The organism is Bradyrhizobium acaciae, assembly GCF_020889785.1.
Lineage (GTDB): Bacteria > Pseudomonadota > Alphaproteobacteria > Rhizobiales > Xanthobacteraceae > Bradyrhizobium > Bradyrhizobium acaciae.
Map to the genome: position 1 here is coordinate 1 of NZ_JACMYK010000031.1, position 22015 is coordinate 22015.

At 64.9% G+C, this 22015-nt stretch carries 17 protein-coding genes; 7 read left to right on the plus strand and 10 right to left on the minus strand.

The annotated features are described in order from the left end of the window. From H8A92_RS41185 to H8A92_RS15140, 4 genes are all read right to left on the minus strand, one after another. On the minus strand, positions 1 to 94 hold a 94-nt coding region (locus tag H8A92_RS41185; RefSeq protein WP_420831326.1), incomplete at its 3' end, for a twin-arginine translocation signal domain-containing protein. 57 nt (positions 95 to 151) lie between these two features. Next, positions 152 to 2350 (minus strand): xanthine dehydrogenase family protein molybdopterin-binding subunit, encoded by a 2199-nt coding sequence (locus H8A92_RS15130; RefSeq protein WP_229196532.1) that lies wholly within the window; start codon positions 2348 to 2350, stop codon positions 152 to 154. Positions 2351 to 2360: 10 nt separating this feature from the next. Continuing rightward, entirely contained in the window at positions 2361 to 2810 is a 450-nt protein-coding gene (locus H8A92_RS15135) for a (2Fe-2S)-binding protein (RefSeq protein ID WP_229196533.1), read from the minus strand. Between the two features lie 154 nt (positions 2811 to 2964). Then, entirely contained in the window at positions 2965 to 4374 is a 1410-nt protein-coding gene (locus H8A92_RS15140; protein ID WP_229196534.1) for an MFS transporter, read from the minus strand. A 185-nt stretch (positions 4375 to 4559) separates the two neighbouring features. Here H8A92_RS15140 and H8A92_RS15145 point away from each other — a divergent pair, with 185 nt between their 5' ends. Together H8A92_RS15145 and H8A92_RS15150 are read left to right on the plus strand one after the other, a co-directional pair. After that, positions 4560 to 4697 carry a hypothetical protein gene (locus tag H8A92_RS15145; protein WP_420831325.1) on the plus strand — a complete coding sequence of 46 codons (138 nt, stop codon included), beginning with the start codon at positions 4560 to 4562 and terminating at the stop codon, positions 4695 to 4697. 234 nt (positions 4698 to 4931) lie between these two features. Next, on the plus strand, positions 4932 to 6098 hold the full coding sequence (locus tag H8A92_RS15150; protein WP_229196535.1) for a GGDEF domain-containing protein: 1167 nt from the start codon (positions 4932 to 4934) through the stop codon (positions 6096 to 6098). Positions 6099 to 6196: 98 nt separating this feature from the next. On the opposite strand, the gene H8A92_RS15155 is transcribed toward H8A92_RS15150, so the two are convergent. Beyond that, complete coding sequence (locus tag H8A92_RS15155) at positions 6197 to 6985, minus strand: IclR family transcriptional regulator (RefSeq protein WP_229196536.1); 789 nt, start codon at positions 6983 to 6985, stop codon at positions 6197 to 6199. Between the two features lie 121 nt (positions 6986 to 7106). Between H8A92_RS15155 and H8A92_RS15160 the strand changes: the two genes are divergently transcribed. Together H8A92_RS15160 and H8A92_RS15165 are read left to right on the plus strand one after the other, a co-directional pair. After that, complete coding sequence (locus H8A92_RS15160; protein ID WP_229196537.1) at positions 7107 to 8927, plus strand: flavin-containing monooxygenase; 1821 nt, start codon at positions 7107 to 7109, stop codon at positions 8925 to 8927. Positions 8928 to 8977: 50 nt separating this feature from the next. After that, positions 8978 to 10921, plus strand: coding sequence for an alkyl/aryl-sulfatase (locus H8A92_RS15165; protein WP_229196538.1), 1944 nt, complete (start codon positions 8978 to 8980; stop codon positions 10919 to 10921). Positions 10922 to 11096: 175 nt separating this feature from the next. On the opposite strand, the gene H8A92_RS15170 is transcribed toward H8A92_RS15165, so the two are convergent. From H8A92_RS15170 to H8A92_RS15190, 5 genes are all read right to left on the minus strand, one after another. After that, on the minus strand, positions 11097 to 11801 hold the full coding sequence (locus H8A92_RS15170) for an ABC transporter ATP-binding protein (RefSeq protein ID WP_229196539.1): 705 nt from the start codon (positions 11799 to 11801) through the stop codon (positions 11097 to 11099). Beyond that, the gene (locus H8A92_RS15175) at positions 11794 to 13539 is read right to left on the minus strand and encodes a branched-chain amino acid ABC transporter ATP-binding protein/permease (protein ID WP_229196540.1); all 1746 of its coding nucleotides are present in this window, start codon (positions 13537 to 13539) and stop codon (positions 11794 to 11796) included. Before H8A92_RS15175 ends, H8A92_RS15170 begins: the two co-directional genes overlap by 8 nt. After that, on the minus strand, positions 13539 to 14408 hold the full coding sequence (locus tag H8A92_RS15180; RefSeq protein ID WP_229196541.1) for a branched-chain amino acid ABC transporter permease: 870 nt from the start codon (positions 14406 to 14408) through the stop codon (positions 13539 to 13541). The genes H8A92_RS15175 and H8A92_RS15180 overlap by 1 nt, the downstream gene beginning before the upstream one ends. 16 nt (positions 14409 to 14424) lie before the next feature. Then, the gene (locus tag H8A92_RS15185) at positions 14425 to 15678 is read right to left on the minus strand and encodes an ABC transporter substrate-binding protein (protein ID WP_229196542.1); all 1254 of its coding nucleotides are present in this window, start codon (positions 15676 to 15678) and stop codon (positions 14425 to 14427) included. A gap of 302 nt (positions 15679 to 15980) precedes the next feature. Beyond that, positions 15981 to 17048 (minus strand): glycosyltransferase family 4 protein, encoded by a 1068-nt coding sequence (locus H8A92_RS15190; protein WP_229196543.1) that lies wholly within the window; start codon positions 17046 to 17048, stop codon positions 15981 to 15983. A 313-nt stretch (positions 17049 to 17361) separates the two neighbouring features. On the opposite strand from H8A92_RS15190, the gene H8A92_RS15195 reads away from it, so the two are divergent. The 3 genes from H8A92_RS15195 (at position 17362) to H8A92_RS15205 (ending at position 21983) form a co-directional block, all read left to right on the plus strand. Continuing rightward, positions 17362 to 19125, plus strand: a complete 1764-nt coding sequence (locus tag H8A92_RS15195; protein ID WP_229196544.1) for an ABC transporter ATP-binding protein — start codon at positions 17362 to 17364, stop codon at positions 19123 to 19125. A gap of 84 nt (positions 19126 to 19209) precedes the next feature. Continuing rightward, positions 19210 to 21411 (plus strand): amylo-alpha-1,6-glucosidase, encoded by a 2202-nt coding sequence (locus H8A92_RS15200; RefSeq protein ID WP_229196545.1) that lies wholly within the window; start codon positions 19210 to 19212, stop codon positions 21409 to 21411. A gap of 59 nt (positions 21412 to 21470) precedes the next feature. Next, positions 21471 to 21983 carry a PRC-barrel domain-containing protein gene (locus H8A92_RS15205; RefSeq protein ID WP_229196575.1) on the plus strand — a complete coding sequence of 171 codons (513 nt, stop codon included), beginning with the start codon at positions 21471 to 21473 and terminating at the stop codon, positions 21981 to 21983. Positions 21984 to 22015 lie beyond the last annotated feature (32 nt).

Below are 22015 nucleotides of genomic sequence, written 5' to 3' on the forward strand. Positions count from 1 at the left end.
CCTGGGCCAACGCCGGACGCGCCAAGGCCGCCGCTGCAACGGCAGCGGCGCCACGGATTACATCCCTGCGCGTCTGATGACGCGTGACGGCCATGCACGACAATCCAGAAAAAGGAAGCGGCGGCCGGTCGGGCCGCCGCTTCCGGTTTGATCAGGCGAAGGAGATGTTCTGGTTGCGCAGCGGGAAGGAGCGGATGCGCTTTCCTGTCGCCGCGAAATAGGCGTTGAGCACCGCCGGTGCTGCAACGCCGATGGTCGGCTCGCCGACGCCGCCCCAGAACCCGCCGCTCGGTACCATCACCGCTTCCACCTTCGGCATTTCGTTGATGCGCATCGAGTTGTAGGTGTCGAAATTGGTCTGCTCGATGCGGCCGTCCTTCACGGTGCAGCCGCCATAGAAGAGTGCGCTGAGGCCGTAGACGAAGGAGCCCGCGATCTGCCGCTCGACCTGCGCCGGATTGACGACATAGCCGGGATCGGTGGAGGCGACGATGCGATGCACCTTGATCTTGCTGCCGTCGGTCACCGAGATCTCGGCGGCGCCGGCGACATAGCTGCCATAGCCCATCACCTGCGCGACGCCGCGATACACGCCCTTTGGCGCCGGGGTGCTCCAGCCGATCTTCTCGGCCACGGCGTTGAGCACCGCGAGATGCTTGGGGTTCTTGCCCATCAGCTTGCGGCGGAATTCGAGCGGGTCCTGGCCGACAGCCTGGGCCAACTCGTCCATGAAGCATTCCATGTAGATCGCGTTGTGATTGACGTTGACGCCGCGCCAGAAGCCCGGCGGGACGTGCGGATTGCGCATGGAATGCTCGACCAGCAGATTCGGCACCGAATAGCCGATCGCGGCCTCGCCGGATTGCGCGACGCCCTGGAACGCGGCCGGGTCCATGCCGTTCTGCAACGCTTCAGGGCGCACCGAGAACAGGATGGATTGACCCGACAGTCGGTAGTGCAGCGCGACCAGATTGTTGTCGGCATCGAACGCGCCGGTCAGCTTGCACTGCGTGACCGGGTGATACTTGCCGTGCTGCATGTCCTCTTCGCGCGACCACAGCAGCTTGATCGGCGTCCCCGGCATCTGCTTGGCGATCGCCACCGCCTGGCGGACATAGTCGGTCATGCCGCGCCGGCCGAAGCCGCCGCCGAGCATCAGCTTGTGCACGTCGACCTTGTCCGCGGGCAGGCCCGAGGCCTCCAGCGCCGCCGCGAACGCGGCCTCGCCATTCTGCGTGCCGCACCACACCTCGCATTTGTCCGGCGTGTAGAGCACGGTGGCGTTCATCGGCTCCATCGTGGCGTGGTTCTGGTACGGGTAGCTGTAGACCGCCTCGACCTTCTTGGCGGCGCCCGCGATCGCCGCCTTGGCGTCGCCATTCTGGTTGCCGACATAGGCCGGCTGCGCATTGTCGAGGCCTTCGGCCAGCCACTTCGCAATCGTCTCGCTGGAGACCTTGGCGTTGTCGCCTTCGTCCCAGACGATCGGCAGCGCATCCAGCGCGGTCTTGGCGTGCCACCAGGTGTCGGCGACGACCGCGACCGCGCTGTCGCCGACCGGCACCACCTTCTTGACGCCCTTCATGCCTGATATCTTGGCCTCGTCAAAGCTCTTCACCTTGCCGCCGAACACCGGACAGTCCTTGATCGCGGCGTTCAGCATGCCCGGCAGCTTGACGTCGATGCCGTAGATCATCTTGCCCGTGGTCTTGTCTGTTGTGTCGAGCCGCTTCAGACCCTTGCCGGCAATGGTCCAGTCCTTCGGGTCCTTCAGCTTGACGTCGGCCGGCGGCTCGAGCTTGGCGGCGGCCTCCGCGACCCTGCCGTAGGTCGTCGTCTTGCCCGAGGGCGTGTGGGTGATGACGCTGTTTGCGGCCTTGCACTCCGCGGCCGGCACCTTCCATTCATTGGCCGCGGCCTGGATCAGCATCACGCGCGCGGTAGCGCCGCCCTTGCGGACATAGTCCTGCGAGGTGCGGATGCCGCGGCTGCCGCCGGTGGAGAAATCGCCCCAGGCGCGCTTGCGGGCGACGCTCTGGCCGGGCGTCGGATATTCGGTCGTGACCTTCGACCAGTCGCATTCCAGCTCCTCGGCGACGAGCTGGGCGAGGCCGGTCAGCGTGCCCTGGCCCATTTCGGAGCGGGCGATGCGGATCACCACGGTGTCGTCGGGCCGGATCACCACCCAGGCATTGACTTCAGGCGCGCCGTCGGCCGCGCGCACCACGGCGGGGCCGCCGAACGGCAAGTCGAGCCCGAGTGCGAGACCGGCGCCGGCGGTTGCCGTTCCGATCACGAAGGCGCGGCGGTTAAGCTTTGGCATGACGTGTTGGTTGACTTGCAGATTCATGGCTGCCTCCTCACGCGTTCGCGGCAGCATGGATCGCCTCGCGCACCTGCTGGAAGGTGCCGCAGCGGCAGATATTGGTGATGGCGTCGTTGATGTCGTCGTCTGATGGCTTCGGGTTTTCCTTCAGCAGCGCCGCCACCGCCATGATCATGCCGCTCTGGCAATAGCCGCATTGCGGCACGTCGCTGGCGATCCAGGCGAGCTGCACCTTGTGCATGACGCCGCCCGCCGCGAGACCCTCGATGGTGGTGATCTCCTTGCCGGCCACTTCGTTCACAGTGATGCCGCAGGAGCGTATCGCGACACCGTCGACATGCACGGTGCAGGCGCCGCATTGTGCAATGCCGCAGCCGTATTTGGTCCCCGTCAGTCCGACATTCTCGCGAATCGCCCACAGCAGTGGCGTGTCGTCCTCGACGTCTACATTGATTGTCTTGCCGTTGATCTTGAGGTTTGCCATCGCTTTCCCCTGAATGGTCCAATCCTCCGATTGGACTTCGGGGTGATGTTGGCCTCGAAACTGGAACCGTTCAAATCAAGAATATGCGCTTGCAGCGCGGAAGAAAGTTGATGGCGCGGTGTATGGTCGCGCCCCTGCGCGCATCACATGCCTGTCATGACCTTTGCGGTGAGGCGACGGCCAGACGGAGGAAGCTCATGACGCTGCCGAGCGCGGCAAAGCCGGCACCGAGCGCCAGCGCCACGGTGGCGCCCTCGCGATCGGCCAATGCGAAGCAGAGCGCGGCCAGCGCAGCGCCGGTGGTCTGCCCGGTCAGCCGGGCGGTCGCGACGATGCCGCTGGCGCTGCCGCTGCGATGCGACGGCGCGCTCGACATGATCGCCTTCATGTTGGGAGTCTGGAAGAACCCGAAGCCGATGCCGCAGACCATCGTGCGCCAGACGATGTTGGCGACGCTGGGCTCCGCCGGCAGGGTCGCGAGCAGCACCATGCCGAGTCCCAGCAGCAGCATGCCGATGCCACCGAGGATGCCGGCCGGATAACGATCCGACAGCCGGCCGCCGATCGGCGCCATGAAGGCGACCACCAGCGGCCACGGCGTCATGAAGAAGCCGGTCTCGACCTGCGAGCGGTGCAAAATGTCCTCGAAGTAGAACGGCAGCGACACGAAGGCGAGGCCCTGCACGGCGAATGAGCAGACCGCGGTCGCGGCCGACAGCGCAAAGATCGGGCGGCGGAACAGGTCGATCGGCAGCATCGGCGCTGGATGATCGGCGTGCCTCCGGGTCAGGATCCAGCCGAACGCAACGGCTCCGACCAGCTCGGCGATGACAAGCGATGGCGCGGTCTTGTGGGCGGCACTGCCGATGCCGATGATGAAGAGGCCAAGGCAGGCACAGGCCAGCGCGGCGCCGGTGAAGTCGAAGGCGTGGGCGGCGCGCGGCGTCTTCGGCAGCGTCTTCATGCCGATCAGCAGGGCAATGATGCCGAACGGAATGTTGACGGCGAACAGCCACGGCCATGGGCCGAGCGCGAGGATGCCAGAGGCGATGGTTGGTCCCAATGTAAACGCGGTCGCGACCACGAGCGCATTGTGGCCGAAGCCGCGGCCCAGCATCCGGCTCGGATAGACGAAGCGCACCAGCGCGGTGTTGACGCTCATCAGGCCGCTGGCGCCGAGCCCTTGTAACGTCCGCGCGACCAAGAGGCTTGGCAGCGACCATGCCAGCGCACAGCCGAGTGACGCCAATGTGAACAGCAACAGGCCGCCCAGATAGATCCGCTGGTGGCCGACGATTTCGCCGAGTGCGCCGAGCGGCAGCAGCGTGGCGACAAGGGCGATCTGGTAGACGTTGACGACCCAGACCACTTCCGCAGGGCTGACATGCAGATCGTTGGCGATCGCCGGCAGCGCGATGTTGGCGATCGCGGTGTCGAGCGAGGCCATCGCCAGCGCCGTGAAGATCGCGGCCACCGCCCAGCGCCGGGTCGCCCAAGGCAGCCCATCTGGCAGTCCATCGGTGATCGGCGCCGCTGCCGCGGTGGTCGGGGTCTTCTCGAGCATGCCTGAAACTGTCTCCGGGTGGCCATGTACTACGTGGCCTTCCCGTTCCCCAGTCGCGCCATTGCATGATGCGTATGCGAAGTGGCCTTGTCGGGGCGGGCGCAGAAAGCCTGCGGTTAGGGCGGTCGCGGCGGAAGGACGATTCATGTCGCGGAAATGCGAAACTGCATCCGATGGGAGGGCAGATGCAGCGCGTTGCGCTGGCGCGCAGCATGGTGTACCGGCCGCAATTGTTGCTGCTCGACGCGCCGCTGTCGAACCTCGATGCCACTGCCTTCGGCTGCGCGACGACCTGCGCGTCATTCTCGATCAGACCGGGATGACCGCGCTCCATGTCGCCCATGACCAGGCCGAGGCGGTGGTGCTTGGCGACCGGATCGGCGTCATGCGTGTCTGTGGGCGTACCGCGACACTGGGCCGGCGCCGCATGACTAGCTCCGCTGTGGGACGCAGTTAATGGTTTCCTCGATGCGCTGAAGTCGATTCAATTTTAGCGATCTGGACCCCGGTGCTTTTACATCCTCCCGGTAGGCTGACGGTCGTTTCGGGGGAAGACCATGCCGTTCGGGAGATTCAAGTCTGGCGCTGCATCGATCTCCGACGCCGTCTATCTGGAAATGATCGGCAATCTTTACGGGACCACGGTTCCGATCCTGATTGCTGGCGGTTGTCTGGCGATTGTCGGCGCGATCTCGGTCAGCGCGACCGGAGATCGCCTCTCCGCGGCGCTGACGATCGGTGGCGTCGTCGTCGCCGTGGTACGGCTGCTCGGCGTGCTCGCGTTCCGGACCCAAACCCGGCGCAGGCCACTGCGTGATCGGGCCGAGGCCATCGTCTGGGAATGGCGCTATGCGGTCGGCAGCGTCGCTGCCGCTCTGATCATCGGGTTGTTTGCCGGCCGGAGCCTGTTTGTCGGTGACGCAATCTGCCTGGTCATGGCGGTCGGTATCGCCTTTGGCTTCAGTGCGGGGATCGTCGCGCGGTTGTCGTTGCGCCCGATGGTGGCGATCCTGGATTTCGCGGCGGTGGGGCTGCCCGCGGTCGTCGCGAGCTTCATGAAGGCCCGGGATCTGCCGCATCTAGCGCTGGGCGTCATGTTCCTGGTCTTCATCGTCGCAGGCGTCGAGATGGTTCGTTTGTCTTACGACAACACGCTGAACCAGATGTCGCTGAAGCGGAAGTTTGAACAACTCGCACGTCTCGATCCCATGACTGGCCTGCTCAACCGCTCGGTGCTTGCCACCGACCTTGCCGGGATCATCGCAGAACGCGGCAGCGCGATGGTCGCGGTCCATGCCATCGACCTCGATCATTTCAAGGCCGCCAATGACCGCTTTGGCCATCCGGTCGGCGATGCCTTGCTGCGACAGGTGGCGGCAAGATTGTCGTCGCTTGCTGGCCGATCCGATCTTGTCGTGCGCATGGGCGGCGACGAATTCATTCTGCTCCAGGCGACGCCGCAGTCCCGCGGCGATGCCGAAGCCATGGCGCGACGAATCTTCGAGGCGGTCAGCGCGCCCTATCAGCTCGGCGATCATGAGATCATCATCGGGGCCAGCATCGGTATCGCCCTATCGCCGGACCACGGCACGACCGTCGAGGCGCTACTGTCCCGGTCCGACACGGCGCTGTATCGGGCGAAAGAGCGCCGCGGCGGCTATGTCTTCGCGGCCGAGCCCGCATGCGTCAATGGCGATCGCAGCAGCCGCCAGCGCGCCGCCTAGAGCTTTTTCCGTTCCGATGGAATCGGAACGGGGATCCATATTCTAGTTTTGACGCGTTTTCTTCACGCGAACCGGTCGTCACTTCGCTCGAAAACGCTCTAGCCTTCCTCCACCAGCGCGCGGATGCTGCGGGCGAGCCCAAGGATGCGGGGGCCACATTCGCGCTCGATCTGCTCGGCGCTGAAGCGGTAGGAGGGGACACCGCAATTGACCGACAGGCATTCGCCGGTCGGCGTGCGATAAAGCGGGGCGGCAACACCGAATATCTCGCGCCGCCATTCGCCGAGCGAGATGGCAAAGCCGCGTTCGCGGCATAATTCCACATCGGGCAATGTGCGCTTCTGCACGTAATCGAACTCGTCGGGGCGCTCGGTCTTGACGCGCGCGACGTAGGCGCCGAGCTCCTGCTCGCTGAACAACGACAGCAATGCGCGCCCGACCGCGGTCGGCGCCAGCGTGCTGACAAAGCCGACGTCGGGCACATGCGGCGCCGTATCGGTCGTGCGCAGCGTCTCGACATAGATGAAGTCGATCCCGAACGGCATCGCGATCGACACTGTGCCGCCGGCGTAGGTCGCGAAGTCCCGCATCAACGGACGGGCAAGCTGGCGCACCTTCAGCGCTGACAGCACAGGATAGGCGGCGGCAAGCGCGCCGAGCCCGAGCACGAAGCGGCCCTTGGCGTCGCGCCTGAGATAGCCGAGTTGCTCCAGCGTATAGGTCAGCCGCGACACCGTCGGCCGCGACAGGCCGGTATGCAGCGCGAGTTCGGCATTCGACAGCGATCCGGGGTGGCGGCGGAAGGCCGCCAGCACGTCGAGCCCATGGGCCAGGGTGGTCGCAAAGGCTGGATCCGCCTGAATTTCGGCAGGGGAAGATGCTGTCATACGGAATATTGTTCTCGAACGGCCGGGTTTGTCAATATATCGGAATGAATTTGCAAATCGTGTCGATATCGGTTTATCTGCCGGAAATAAGGATAAAACCGCTGGAGCGAGGCGCCTTCCGATGACGATGACCGAGCAAGCCCGTGACGCAAAACCCTCCGCGATCGACAAGGAGCGGCTGCGCCGGAAATATCAGGAGGAGCGCAACAAGCGGCTGCGTCCTGACGGCAACGACCAGTATCTCCAGATCAAGGGCCAGCTCGCGCATTATCTCGAGGATCCCTACACGCCGGTCGTGGCGCGCGGGCCGAAGACCGACCACGTCACCTTCGCTTTTATCGGCGGCGGCTTTGCCGGGCTCGCCACCGCGGCACGGCTGACCGAGGCCGGTGTCAAGGATGTGCGCATTGTCGAGAAGGGCGGCGATTTCGGCGGCACCTGGTACTGGAACCGATATCCCGGCGCGCAATGCGACACGGCCTCGATGGTCTACATGCCGCTGTTGGAAGAGACCGGCCACATGCCGTCGGAGAAATACGCGCATGCGCCCGAAATCCTTGCGCACTGCCAGCGGATCGGCCGGCAGTTCAATCTCTACGACAACGCGCTGTTCCACACCGAGGTGACGAGCCTCGACTGGGACGCGGCGCAATCGCGCTGGATCATTCGCACCACCAGGGGCGACGCTTTCACCGCGCAATATGTCGGTATCGGCACCGGCCCGCTGCATGTGCCGAAGCTACCCGGCATTCCCGGCATCGAGCGCTTCAAGGGCCACTCGTTCCACACCAGCCGCTGGGACTACGACTACACCGGCGGCGATCCCAATGGCGCGCTGATGGACAAGCTTGCCGACAAGCGGGTCGGCATCATCGGCACCGGCGCGACGTCGGTACAGTGCATTCCGCACCTCGCGCGCGCCTGCAAGGAGCTCTACGTGTTCCAGCGCACGCCGTCGTCGGTCGATGTGCGCGGCAATGGCCCGATCGATCCCGACTGGTTTGCCGATATCGCGACGCCGGGCTGGCAACAGCGCTGGCTGGAGAATTTCACCGCCAACCAGGCCGGTGGATCCGCCGAGGAAGATCTGGTGCAGGACGGCTGGACCGACCTGTCGAAGCGGATCCGCGCCAAGGTCATGCTGCTGCCGCGCGAGCAGCGCACCGTGGAAAACATGCGGGCGGCGTTCGAGGATTCCGACTTCGAAAAGATGGAGGAGATCCGCAACCGCGTCGACACCATCGTCCACGATCCCAAGACGGCCAAGGATCTCAAGGCCTGGTACGGTCAGCTCTGCAAGCGACCATGCTTCCACGACGCCTATCTTCAGGCGTTCAACACGCCGGGCACGCATCTGGTCGATACCGACGGCAAGGGCGTCGAGGAGATCACCGAGAACGGGATCGTCGTCGCGGGCAAGGAATATCCGCTCGACTGCATCATCTACGCATCCGGCTTCGAGGTCGGCACCGAATACAAGCGCCGGGCGGGTTTCGACGTGACGGGCCGGGCCGGCATCAAGCTGTCGGAGCACTGGGCCGAGGGCATGCGCAGCAAGCACGGCATCCATGTGCATGGCTTCCCGAATCTGTTCTTCGTGCAGCCGACGCAGGGCGCCAATTTGATCTCCAACGTGCCGCACAATCTGACCGAAGCGGCGCGCACCATCGCCCTGATGGTCGCCCACGCGCAGGACAACGGCTTCAAGGAAATCGAGGTCAGCAAGGAGGCGGAGGACCGCTGGGTCGAATTGCTGCTGACTGCGGTCGGCCGGATGATCGGCGGGCCCGATTGCACGCCCGGCTACTACAACAATGAGGGACGCGAGCCGGGGCCGGCGGCGAAGCTCAATGTCGGCTATCCGGCGGGCGCATTGGCCTACTTCAAATATATCGACGAGTGGCGCAGCAGCGGCCAGTTCGAAGGCCTGCAATTCCGCTGAACGATGCGCGATCGAGACTGAGTTTCCGCCAAACGAGGGAGTGCCTGAGTATGACCCAGACAACCGCAGGCGAAGCGCCGCACGAAGGTCCGAAGGCGGCATCCGCGCCGGTCATCGCGCAGCACGAGGCCACGCTGAAGGCGCTGCCGTTCGCCGATACCAGGGATTTCGACGACGCCGCGCGCGGCTTCCTCGGCACCATCGAAAATGCGCGCGTCACCTCGGCCCAGGGCAGGGTGGTCTGGAGCCTCGAGCCGTACGGCTTCCTCTCGGACGAGAAGGCACCCGCGACCGTCGATCCGAGCCTGTGGCGACAGTCGCGGCTCAACATGCATCACGGCCTGTTCGAGGTGGTGCCGGGTGTCTACCAGGTACGCGGCCTCGACATCGCCAACATGACGCTGATCGAGGGCGACAAGGGCGTCATCGTGGTCGACACGCTGACCTCGATCGAGGGCGCGCGCGCCGCGATGGAGCTGTACTTCCAGCATCGCGGCACGCGGCCGGTCGCGGCCGTCATCTTCACCCACACCCACACCGATCATTGGGGCGGCGCACGCGGGGTGCTCGACGACGCCATGCTGGCGGCGGGCGTGCCGATCATCGCGCCGAACTTCTTCATGGAGCACGCAGTCTCCGAGAACATCATCGCGGGACCTGCGATGCTGCGCCGCGCGCAGTACCAGTTCGGGCCGTTCCTCGCCAAGGGCGCGCGCGGCCATGTCGATTGCGGTCTCGGCAAGACCATGGCTGCGGGCGGCGTCGCGCTGTTGCGGCCGACCGATCTGATCATCGCGACCGGCGACAAGCGCGTGATCGACGGCGTCGAGTTTGAATTCCAGATGGCGCCGAACAGCGAGGCGCCGGCGGAGATGCACTTCTTCATCCCGCGCTACAGACTGTTGAACCTCGCCGAGAACTGCACGCATAATTTCCACAATCTGCTGCCGTTCCGCGGCGCCGATGTGCGCGATGCGCTGGCCTGGTCGAAATATCTCGGCGAAGCCCTGCGGATGTGGGGCGGCAAGGCCGAGGCGATGTGCGGCCAGCATCACTGGCCGGTGTGGGGACGCGAGCGGATCGACACCATGATCCGCGAGCAGCGCGACCTCTACAAATACGCGCATGACCAGACCATCCGGCTGATGAACCACGGGCTCAATGCGGCCGAGATTGCCGAGACGATCCGCCTGCCGCAAAGCCTGGAGGGCGCCTGGCACGGCCGCGGCTATTACGGCCATATCAGGCACAATGTGAAGGCGATCTATCAGAAGTATCTCGGCTGGTACGACGCCAATCCGGTCAATCTCGACGCCTTGCCGCCGGTCGAGGCCGGCAGGAAATATGTCGAGTATATGGGCGGTGCCGATGCGATCTTGAAACGCGCCGCGGCCGACTTCGCCAAGGGCGAATTCCGCTTCGTGGCGCAAGCCGTCAGCCACCTCGTGTTTGCAGAGCCTGACAACCAGGCGGCCCGCGCATTGCTGGCCGACACATTCGAGCAGCTCGGCTATGCCGCCGAGAGTTCGACCTGGCGCAACGCCTATCTGTTCGGGGCGCAGGAGCTGCGGCAGGGCATGCCGAAGACACCACCCCGTTCGCCGATGCCGCGCGAGACGCTGGCCGCGCTCCGCACCGAGCAGCTCTGGGACGTGCTCGGCGTCCGCCTCAACGGCCCCAAGGCCGAAGGCAAGCGCATCGTGCTGAACTGGAGTTTTACCGACACCGGCGAAACCTTCGTGCTCAATCTCGAGAATTCGGCGCTGACCTACGTCAAGGGCGCGCAGGCGACCGACGCGCATGCCAGCTTTACGCTGGCTCGCGGTGTGCTCGACGAGGTCATTGCCAAGCTGACCACGTTCCCGGACGCCGTCGGCGCTGGCAAGGTCAAGGTGGCAGGCGATCCGCAGCGGCTCGGCGAATTGATGATGCTGATGGATGAATTCCCGCGAATGTTCGAGATCGTCGAGCCGAAGCGGACGGTGGTGACGTAGCGCCGCGCATGCGGCACTACGACCGTCACCCTGAGGAGCGCGGAACGCGCGTCTCGAAGGGCCGACGGCCCGGGTGGTGGCCGATTCATCCTTCGAGACACGCGCAAGGGCGCGCTCCTCCAGCGACAAAGGCGAAGCCTTTGCGCGGGGATGACGGTTCGATAGTCGCGCGCTCTCAAATCCCGAGATACGCCGCCTGCACCTGCTTGTTGTTGGCAAGCTCGGCGCTCGAGCCCTGCATGATCACGTTGCCGCTCTCCAGCACGTAGGCGCGCTGCACCAGTGACAGCGCGCGGCTGACGTTCTGCTCGACCAGCAGGATCGCGGTGCCCATCTTGTGGATCTCGCCGATCTTCTCGAAGGTGACGTCGGTCATGACCGGCGCCAAGCCGAGCGAGGGCTCGTCGAGCATGAGTAGCCGCGGCTTCAGCATCAGCCCGCGGCCGACCGCGACCATCTGCTGCTCGCCGCCGCTCATGGTGCCGGCAAGCTGTTTCCTGCGGTCGGCGAGCCGCGGGAAGATGCTGTAGACCAGCTCCATCGTGCGCGCCCGATCCGCCTTGGCCTTCGGTGTATAGGCGCCGATCTCGAGATTCTCCTGCACCGTCATTTCGGGGAAGACCTGGCGGCCTTCCGGGACGTGCGCGATGCCGAGCTCCGGAATCCGGTACGGTGGCAGCGTCGCTAGGTCGATGCCATCGAACGTGACCTTGCCGCCGAACAGTTTGACGAGGCCGGAGACGGCGCGCAGCGTCGTGCTCTTGCCGGCACCGTTGGCACCTAACAGGCCGACGGCTTCGCCCTCGCCAATCGAAATGCTGATATCGGTGATGGCGGGGACCGAGCCGTAGCTGGCGCTGACGCGGGAGAGCTCAAGCATGGGCGTCTCCCTGCGCAGTCGGATGCACGTAGGAGCCGAGATAGGCGCGGATCACCTCTGGATTCTCCACGATCTCCTTCGGCGCGCCCTCGGCGATCTTCTGGCCGTGGTCGAGCACCACGATGTGGCGGGCCACCGCCATGATCGCCCGCATCACATGCTCGACGATCACGATGGTCAGGCCGCTGGCGGAAAGCTTCTTCACCAGCGCCACCGCCTGGTCGATCTCGGCCGGGTTGAGCCCGGCCATCACCTCGTCGAGCAGCAGGATCCTTGGCTGCGTGGCCAGCGCGCGGGCCATTTCAAGCCGGCGCTGGTCGATGGTGGTGAGGTCGCGGGCACGGGTCTGCTCCTTGGCGCCGAGGCCGACGAACTCGATCGCCTCGCGCGCCTTCTTTTGTGCGGCGGCGACATGGCGGTCGCGCAGGAAGGCGCCGGTCATTACATTGGCGAGCACCGTCATCGCACCGAACGGTTTTGCGACCTGGAAGGTGCGGGCCATGCCGAGCGCGCAGACGTCGTGCGGCCTGAGTCCCACGACCTCGTGGCCGAAGGCGAGCACCGAGCCGGAGTCCGGCCGGTGAAATCCCGTGATCAAGTGAAAGCTCGTGGTCTTGCCGGCGCCGTTCGGCCCGATCAGCGCCAGCGTCTCGTTCTCCTGCACGGTGAAGCTGACGTCCTGCACGGCGCGCAGGCCGCCGAAGCGCTTGCTGAGACCCTTGATGACGAGTGCGTCTGCCATGGCAGCGACCTCAGGCGCGCGCGGCTTGCGCCGGAGGGTGCGGTGATAGACGTCGGTCGCGAACCCGATCAGGCCGGTCGGTCGCCACAGGATCACCGCCATCAGGATCAGGCTGTAGACGGTGAGCTGGATGCCCCCCACCGAGCTGCCGAGCCAGCTTTGCAGCAGCGCCGAAGTGGTCTCCAGCAGCACGGTGCCGATCACGGGCCCCCACAGCGTACCGATGCCGCCGACGATCGACACCAGCGCCGCCTCGATCGAGACGTTGAAGCTGAACGCGGTCGCGGGATCGATGAAGTAGATGTATTGCGTGTAGAAGGTGCCGGCGAGCGCGGTCAGGAACGCGCTGATCATGTAGATGTCGCGCTTGACCTTCGGCGCGTTGACGCCGATCGCTTCGGCAGCATCTTCATCTTCGCCGATCGCGACGAGGTAGTATCCGATCCAGGATTTCTCGATTTGGTGGGTGATCCACAGCCCGACCACGAGCAGGCCGAGTACAACGTAATAATACGACGACTTCTCCTCGAACTGCATCATCAGGGGTGCGCTGCCGAGGTTCGGGATCGTGGTGCCTTCGGCGCCCCAGGCGAAGTCGCGGAATTTGAGGAAGATCAGCATTAGCACTTGCGCGGTGGCGATCGTGGCGATGGTGAAATAGGGGCCGCGCAGGCGGAAGCAGAGCCAGCCGATCGGCAGGCTTGCCAGCATCGCGACCACGCCGCCGGCGATCATCCCGATCCAGGGCGAGATACCGTAGTTCACCTGCATGATGGTCGAGGTGTAGGCGCCGAGCCCGAAATAGGCGGCGTGTCCGAGCGACAGCTGCTTGGCATAGCCGCCCATCAGGTTCCAGGCGACGCCGATGAAGGAGAACAAGAGGATGCGGATGAAGATGTCGATCGCAAACGACGAGGTCACGAGCTGGGGCAAAGCCAGCATGACGACGGCCCCGATCGCCAGCCACAGCCATTTCATGTTGTCTGAGATCTGCATCAGCGGCTCCTCCTGGCGCCGAGACCGCTCGGCCTGAAGGCGAGCGTCAGCAGCAGCAGCGCGAACACCACGATCAAGCCGGAATCGGCGCCGACGAACTGGATGCCGAGCGATTCTGCGATGCCCATCATCAGGCTCGCGACCAGCGCGCCCATCACATTGCCGAGCGTGCCCATCACGACGGCGACGAACGCCATCAGCACGAACACCTGACCGACGAACGGATAGGCCGAATAGAACGGCATAAGCAGCGAGCCGGCCGCGCCCGCGAGCGCCAGCGCAGTACCGAACGCAACCGCGAACACGCGGTTCGGATTGATCCCCATCAGCATCGCGACGTCGCGGTTCTGCGACGCCGCCCGCATGGCGCGGCCGAGATCGGTGGTGTGCAGGAACACCCAGAGCAGCCCGCTCAGCGCCATGGCGACCGCGAATGCGATCAGTTTTGCCACCGGAATGTACAGTCCGCCGATGTGCCACGCTTCATCCGAGTAAGAAGTATGGACGGTGCGGTAGTTGGCGCTGAACAGCATCAGCGAGAGATTGAGCAGCAATAGCGACAGCGCGAAGGTCAGGAAGATCTGCGGCATGTCGTTCGGCCCGAGCACCCGGCGGATCAGGAAATGCTGGATCAGCACGCCGGCGACGAACAGCACCGGCATCGAGACCACCAGTGAGACCAGCGGATCGATGCCGAACTGGGTGGCGAGGAAGAACGAGATATACATGCCGAGCATCACGAACTCGCCTTGGGCGAAATTCACGATCTTGACCACGCCGAAGATCAGCGTGACGCCGATGCTGACAAGCGCATAGATGCCGCCGATGAGCAGGCCGTTGATCACAGCCTGGGCAAGTGTCTCCCACATCTGATCCGACCGCGGCTCAGGTCTTCATCAGCGGGGCGCGGGCGTCTTCCTTGGGGAAGATGCTGGCGAGATCGGCATTCTGCCACTGCACGCCGACCGGACGGCCATAGACGTTCTTGCCGTCGGGGCCGAACTTCACCTTGCCGCCCGGCGCCATCGCCGCATAGCCCGAGGAGACGTCGAGGGTCGACAGCGCCTCGCGCACCTTCTTGGGATCGGCGGAGGCGGCGCGCTCCAGCGCGTCGGCCAGCATGAAGGTCTGCGCCACCAGGCCGCCGGCATATTCGAAGGCGAACTCGCCGGTGCGTTTCTTGAACTCGGCGTTGACCTTCTGCGCGTCGTCGTTGACGTCGTGGTTCCAGTGCGCAACGCCTTGCAGACCCTCGGCCGCCTTGCCGACATTCTTGTAGAAGTCCGGCATCACGAAGCCGCCGGAGCCGCCATTGATCGCGATGTTGAGCCCGACCTGCTTCACCGTGCGCACGATCAGGATGAGGTCGTTCAGATAGGACAGCGAGAACAGGGTATTGGCGCCGGAAGCCTTGACCTTGTTGATCAGCGGGCTCGCATCGGTGAACCCGGCCGAGTAGGGCTCGAACATCACGATCTCGACGCCTTCGCCCGGCGCCAGCTCCTTCAGCCCGTTCGAGGTCGAGGTGCCGAAGGCAGTGTTCTCGAAGATGACGGCGACCTTGGCCTGTTCGCTGACGAGCTTGGCCATCTGCAACTGCGCCTTGGCGAATTGCGAGGCGCGCGCAAACGGCGTGAACGTGTAGCTGCGGCCCTTGTTGAGCTGGTCGGAGCTCGAGCCGGTGATGATCGGAACGCGAGCGCGCTCGCAGACCTCGCTCGCGATCAAGGTCAGCGCGCTGGCGTAGCAGCCATGGATCGCCGACAGCTTGTTGCCCAATATCAGACGATCGGTCTCGGTGCGCGTCACCGTGGCGTCGCTCTGCACATCGGAGACGATGAGATTGAGCTTGGCGCCGCCGAGCGATTTGATGCCGCCGGCCTCGTTGACCATGTCGACTGCGAGCTTGGCCGCGGCGACGCAACCGACGCCGATCTGCGCCATGCTGCCGGTGCTCGGATAAAGCGCGCCGATGTTGATCGGGTCGGCGGCCCAGCCGCGCAGCGGAACGGCGCCGAACGCGCCCGCCGCGAGCATGCCGCCGGTTCCGACCAGGAATTTGCGGCGGTTCAGTTTCGTCCGGGAGGCTTTGGTCGGCGCGGCATTATTAATGGCCGACGGCTTGCGGTCCCCTGTCATGGCGTTCCCCCTGTGCGATCGCGGCACGGTTGCTCCGTCCGCTCGCTTATTATTTTTTGCTCAAGCGGAGCACATAAGAGCACGTAATTCGGCAATCGCAAAGGCGATATCGGCCGAACTCAGGGGAGGAGTGTCGCGACTGGTGCGTCGCAACAATCGCGCGGCGCGCGCGTCGCGGTTGGCTTTGGCGTGTAGGAGTTGCCGCCGGACCCGGCGGCATTATTGACAATCGAATGACCCAACGGACCGGCACGGACAGTGCCGGCCGGCCCGCCGGATCATTCGATCGGCCGCTGCAACGGCTACTCCGCGCTCGCCACCAGCTTGAAGCGCGGCTTGGCTTCCATCAGGCTGCGATAGGCGGCGAGATAGTCCAGCGCCATCCGGCGCGCGGTGAAGCGAGTCTCGAACTGCTTGCGGATCGCGTCGCGATTGAGTGTCGAAAGGCGCCCGACGGAAGAGATCGCGCTGATCTCGTCCTCGACGATGAAGCCGGTCAGCCCATCCTCAATGATCTCGGGCACCGAACCGCGGTTATAGGCGATCACGGGCGTGCCGCAGGCCATCGCTTCGATCATCACGAGCCCGAACGGCTCCGGCCAGTCGATCGGAACCAGCAGCCCGATCGCGCCGCTGAGGAAGTCCGGCTTCTCGCGGTCGCTGATCTCGCCGATGAACTCGACCAGCGGATTGTTCGTGATCTGAGGCTTGATCAGTTCGTCGTAATATTCCTGGTCGGCGCGATCGACCTTGGCCGCGATCTTCAGCGGAATGCCGCAGCGGGTCGCGATCTTGATCGCGCGATCGACGCCTTTCTCCGGCGCGATGCGCCCGAGCACGGCGAGATAGGATTGCTTGGCCGGTTGCGGCGTCAGCAAATTCTCCGGCAGCCCGTGATGGATGGTGCGCACCCAATGCGCCTGAGGCACCGGCCGCCGCTGCGCGTTGGAGATCGAGATCACCGGGATCCTAGAGAAGGTGTTGAACACGGGCTGGTGCTCCGGCAGGTCGAGCCGGCCGTGCAGCGTGGTCACGAACGGCGTCGGTTGCCGCGCGAACAGCGACCACGGATAATAGTCGAGGTGGCAGTGCAGGAAGTCGAACTCGTCGTCGTCGGCTTTCTGCCGGACGCGTTCCAGCATAACCATATGCAGCGCATTGGGATCGCGGACGGAGCCGTCGAGACGCAGTGCCTTCGGCCAGGTCGCATCGAGCTTTGCGGAGGTCTGTGAATCGCCGCTGGCGAACAACGTCACGTCATGTCCAAGTGTTACAAGTTCTTCGGTCAGCCAGTGCACGACCCGTTCGGTGCCGCCGTAGAGCTTGGGGGGAACAGCCTCCGTCAGCGGGGCGACCTGCGCGATGCGCATTTCTCCGTCTCCTGTATGTGATGTGGAATGAACTACCCTCAGCCCTCTGATGGCACCGACATGCCAAAGACGGGAACGTTCTCGCACGTGCGAGGTTCCTTATGCGTGGGAGATCTGCCGCTTCTTTCTTCCATCACACTGTGGTCTTGCTGATGCCATCTCGCTCCAACACGTTTTTGCCGACGCCAGCGTTGCAAAATTGTTGCGCACTGATGGCCGCATCAAGGAATCCCACCGCCGCCCTTCACGTCATCGTGCACGAGAGCTTCAACTAAAATTTTCTCGTTCACCTTCAACAGCTTTGCAGGACGTCATGGACCATCTGTCAGGATATGCGCATCGCCCGTTCCCCTTTGTGCTGCGCTATCTGCGCCGGCGGCTGCCGTCGCATGTTGTAATCCTGTCGGCCGTCGTCGCGGCGGTTGCCTGCTCTGTGGGCACGCAGTACGGCGTGAAGAACCTGGTCGACGCGCTGTCGGCAGGGCCGTCCGCTGCGAACGGCGTATGGCTGGCATTCGCTCTGCTCATGTCGCTCATTGCCGCCGACAACTTCATGTGGCGGATCGCGAGCTGGACCGCGAGCTACACTTTCGTCAGCGTCTCCGGCGACCTCCGTCGCGACATGTTCCGTCATCTCACCGGCCACGCGCCGAGCTATTTCACCGACCGGCTGCCGGGCATGCTCACGAGCCGGATCACGGCCACGTCGAACGCGGTGTACACCGTCGAGAACATGTTCGTATGGAACGTGTTGCCGCCTTGCATCGCGACCTTCGCGGCGATCACGCTGGTTGGAACCGTCAGCGTGACGATGTCGGCGGTGCTGGTCTTGATCGCGGGAACCATGGTGGTGGCAATGTTCCGCATGGCGGCTGCCGGCCGACCGCTGCATGACGATTTCGCCAACCGCGCTGCGGCCGTGGATGGCGAAATGGTCGATGTCATCAACAATTTGCCGCTGGTACGCGCGTTCTGCGGCCTCGGCTACGAGCACGACCGCTTCGATGCGACCGTCAATCGGGAACTCGTCGCGCGCGGTCGCTCCCTGCGCTATCTCGAAAAGCTCCGCCTCGTTCACGCCGGCGTGACCGTTGTCCTGACGATCGCGATGCTGGCCTGGGCGCTCTCGCTCTGGCAGCAGGGCTTGGCCACCACCGGCGATGTCGTGCTGGTCTGCACGCTCGGCATCTCGATCCTCAGCGCCACCCGCGATCTAGCCGTTGCGCTGGTCGACGTCACCCAGCATGTCGCGCGCCTCACCGAGGCGCTGGCGACGTTGCTGCAGCCGCATGAGCTGAAGGACCACCCGGAAGCCGAGGTGTTGGTGAAGAGCGGTGCGGCGATCGCTTTCAACAATGTCTCGTTCCGCTATCCGGGCGGCCTTCAGGTGTTCGAACGGTTCAGCCTGCGCATCCAGCCGGGCCAACGCGTCGGACTGGTCGGCCAGTCCGGTGGTGGCAAGTCAACACTGTTTACCCTTCTGCAGCGCTTCTACGACGTCGAGCAGGGCAACATCACGGTCGATGGCCAGGACATCTCGCGCGTCACCCAACTGAGCCTGCGTGCGGCGATCTCCGTGGTGCCGCAGGATATCTCGCTGTTCCACCGTTCGATCCTGGAGAATATCCGCTATGGCCGGCCCGACGCCACCGACGACGAGGTGCTGCGGGCGGCGATCGCGGCGCGCTGCGACTTCATCGAAACCTTGCCCGAGGGCATGAACACCATCGTCGGCGATCGTGGCGTCAAGGTCTCGGGCGGTCAGCGTCAGCGGATCGCGATCGCACGTGCTTTCCTGAAGGACGCGCCGATCCTGCTGCTCGACGAGGCCACCGCGGCGCTCGATGCGGAATCCGAGGAGGCGATCCGCGAGGCGTTGTCGCGCCTGATGCGCGGGCGTACGGTGGTGGCGATCGCGCACCGCCTCGCGACCTTGCGCAGCTTCGACCGCGTGGTCGTGCTGCAGGGCGGCCGGATCGTCGAGGACGGTCCGCCCGATATCCTCGTGAAGGGAAGGGGTCCCTACCGCGACCTGGTCGCGCGCGAGATGGGCCGCCTCTCCACCAGCGCGGCCTGACCCCGCGTCATCAAGCCTGTTCTTGCGTTCCAGTGCGTTCGTTCGAGTCAGGAAAACGGCCAATAAAAGTCGCCAGAGGTTCAGATGGCAGCTGACGTCGTCACGCAGATCATCACCGCTCGCATCACTGAGCACATCGCCGAATCGCCGTTCTACATTCCGATGACCGGGCCCGCGGCGCGGCCGCGGCGCTCGCTCAAGCATGACGACACCTTCATCGTGCTCGACAGCCACGGCGATATCGGTGCCTCGGCCGGCGGGCCGGACGGCCTGTTCAACGCCGACACGCGCTACCTCGCACGGCTGGAAATGGTGCTGGAGGACGTGCAGCCGCTGCTGCTCGGCTCCAACATGCGCGACGACAATTCCGCGTTGACGGTCGATCTCACCAATTCCGACGTCTATCGCGACGGCCGCCTGACCTTGCCGAAGGACACCCTGCACATCGTGCGCTCGATCTTCCTGTGGCGCGGCACGGCCTATCAACGCATCGGCCTGCAGAACCACGGCGACCACGCCGCAAGCTTCGATCTCACGCTCCTGTTCGACAATGACTTTGCCGACCTGTTCGAGGTGCGCGGCGAGCGCCGGCCGCGGCGCGGCATCGGCTCGAGCAAGCTATTGGGGCCGACCGACGTCGTGCTGGAATATTGCGGCCTCGACGAGCAGACCCGGATCACCGCGCTGCATTTCGATCCGCGGCCGACACGGCTGTCGGTCAACGCCGCGACCTATCATTTCGACCTCGAGCCCGGGCAGGTGACGTCGCTGTTCGTCGCGGTCTCCTGCAACAAGCCGATCATGCAGAAGCCGGTGCCGTTCTTCCGCGGGCTGCTGGCGCATCGTCGCGAGATGCGGAATTCGTCGGCCGGCGCAGCCTCGATCGAGACCTCGAACAACATCTTCAACGAGGTGCTGTGCCAGGCGATGGCCGACCTCAACATGCTGATGACCGAGACGCCGCAGGGCCGTTACCCCTATGCCGGCATTCCCTGGTACTCGACGACATTCGGCCGCGACGGGCTGATCACCGCGCTGCAGATGCTGTGGGTCGATCCGCGGATCGCCAAAGGCGTGCTGAAGCGGCTCGCGCTGTTCCAGGCCAAGGCGGTCGATCCGCTGGCCGATGCCGCGCCGGGCAAGATCCTGCACGAGATGCGCGGCGGTGAGATGGCTGCGCTTCGCGAGGTGCCGTTCGCGCACTACTACGGCAGCGTCGATTCGACTCCGCTGTTCGTGCTGCTGGCAGGGCTCTATCTGGAGCGCACCGGCGACGTGGAGACGTTGCGCGAACTGTGGCCGGCGGTGGAGGCCGGATTGCAATGGATCGACGGTCCCGGCGATCCCGATCGCGACGGGTTCGTTGAATATCAGCGCGCGACCGGCGAGGGGCTTCGCAATCAAGGCTGGAAGGATTCCTTCGACGCCATCTTCCACGCCGATGGAACGCTCGCCGAAGGCAACATTGCGCTCGCGGAAGTGCAGGGCTACGTGTTCGCGGGCAAGCAGCTTGCCGCGCGTGCGGCGCGCACACTTGGCCTTGCGGATAAGGCTGCCAAGCTGGATGCGGAGGCCGAGCGGCTTCGCGAGCGGTTCGAAGAGGTGTTCTGGTGCGAGGAGCTCGGCACCTATGCGCTCGCGCTCGACGGCGCCAAGCGGCCTTGCAAGGTGCGCACGTCGAATGCCGGACAGACCTTGTTTTCCGGCATGGTGCGGGAGGACCGCGCACGGCGGGTCGCCGCCGACCTGATGAGCCAGAAATTCTTCTCGGGCTGGGGCATCCGCACCGTCGCCGCGGGCGAGGCGCGCTACAACCCGATGTCCTATCACGACGGCTCGATCTGGCCGCATGACAATGCGTTGATCGCACTCGGCTTTGCCCGCTACGGCCTCAAGCATTCGGTCGCGCATCTGTTCAAGGGCCTGTTCGATGCCGCGAGCTATATGGAGCTGCGGCGGCTGCCCGAGCTATTCTGCGGTTTCCGCCGCGAGCGCCGCCGCGGCCCGGTGCTCTATCCCGTCGCTTGCGCACCACAGGCCTGGGCCAGCGCGACGCCGTTCACACTGCTGGAGGCTGCGCTCGGGTTGGAGTTCGACATCGCGCGCGGCGAGATACGCCTGCGCGATCCGCGGCTGCCGGAATTCCTCAATGGCGTGGTGCTGCGCGACCTCAGGCTCGGCGCATCCAGCGTCGATCTGCGACTGCGCCGTCACGGCGACGAGGTGTCACTCGAGGTGCTGCGCACGCGCGGCCAGATACAGGTATCGATCGTGCTGACGCATTGAGCGTCGTCGCGCGGCATGCGCGCCAGGAAAATCGTGGGGAGAGGTACATGCGTCCGAGGATGATGGTTATGCTGGTCGCAGCCACGCTGCTGACATGCGCGGGTGTCCGTGCGGCCGACGACGCAGCGCCGACGCCATCACCGCCGCCGGTGGCCGAGGCGCCGCCAGCGGCTCCTGTGCCGCCGGCGGCCTCGAAGGAGCAGGCCAAGGAGCCATCGCCGCCGCCGTCGGTGACCGTGATCGGCGCACGCGATGCGCACGGTATTCTCGGGCGCGACGTCCGCAGTTCCGCCAACGAGGATATGGGCCGCATCGTCGACGTCATCGTCGACCGCGACGGCAAGGTCCGCGCTGCGGTGATCGATTTCGGCGGCTTTCTCGGCGTCGGCAGCCGCAAGATCGTGGTCGACTGGAACGCGCTGCGGTTCGCCGGCGTTTCCAGCAAGAGCGACAGCATCACGCTGGACCTCAACAAGCAGCAGGTGAGCGCTGCGCCTGAATACAAGGAAGATACGCCGCTGATCGTGCTGGGCGCGGCCGGCAATCTCCACCCATGGGATTACGAACATTAGGGGGCTAAAGCTGGTCGCGCGTCCGAACCCTT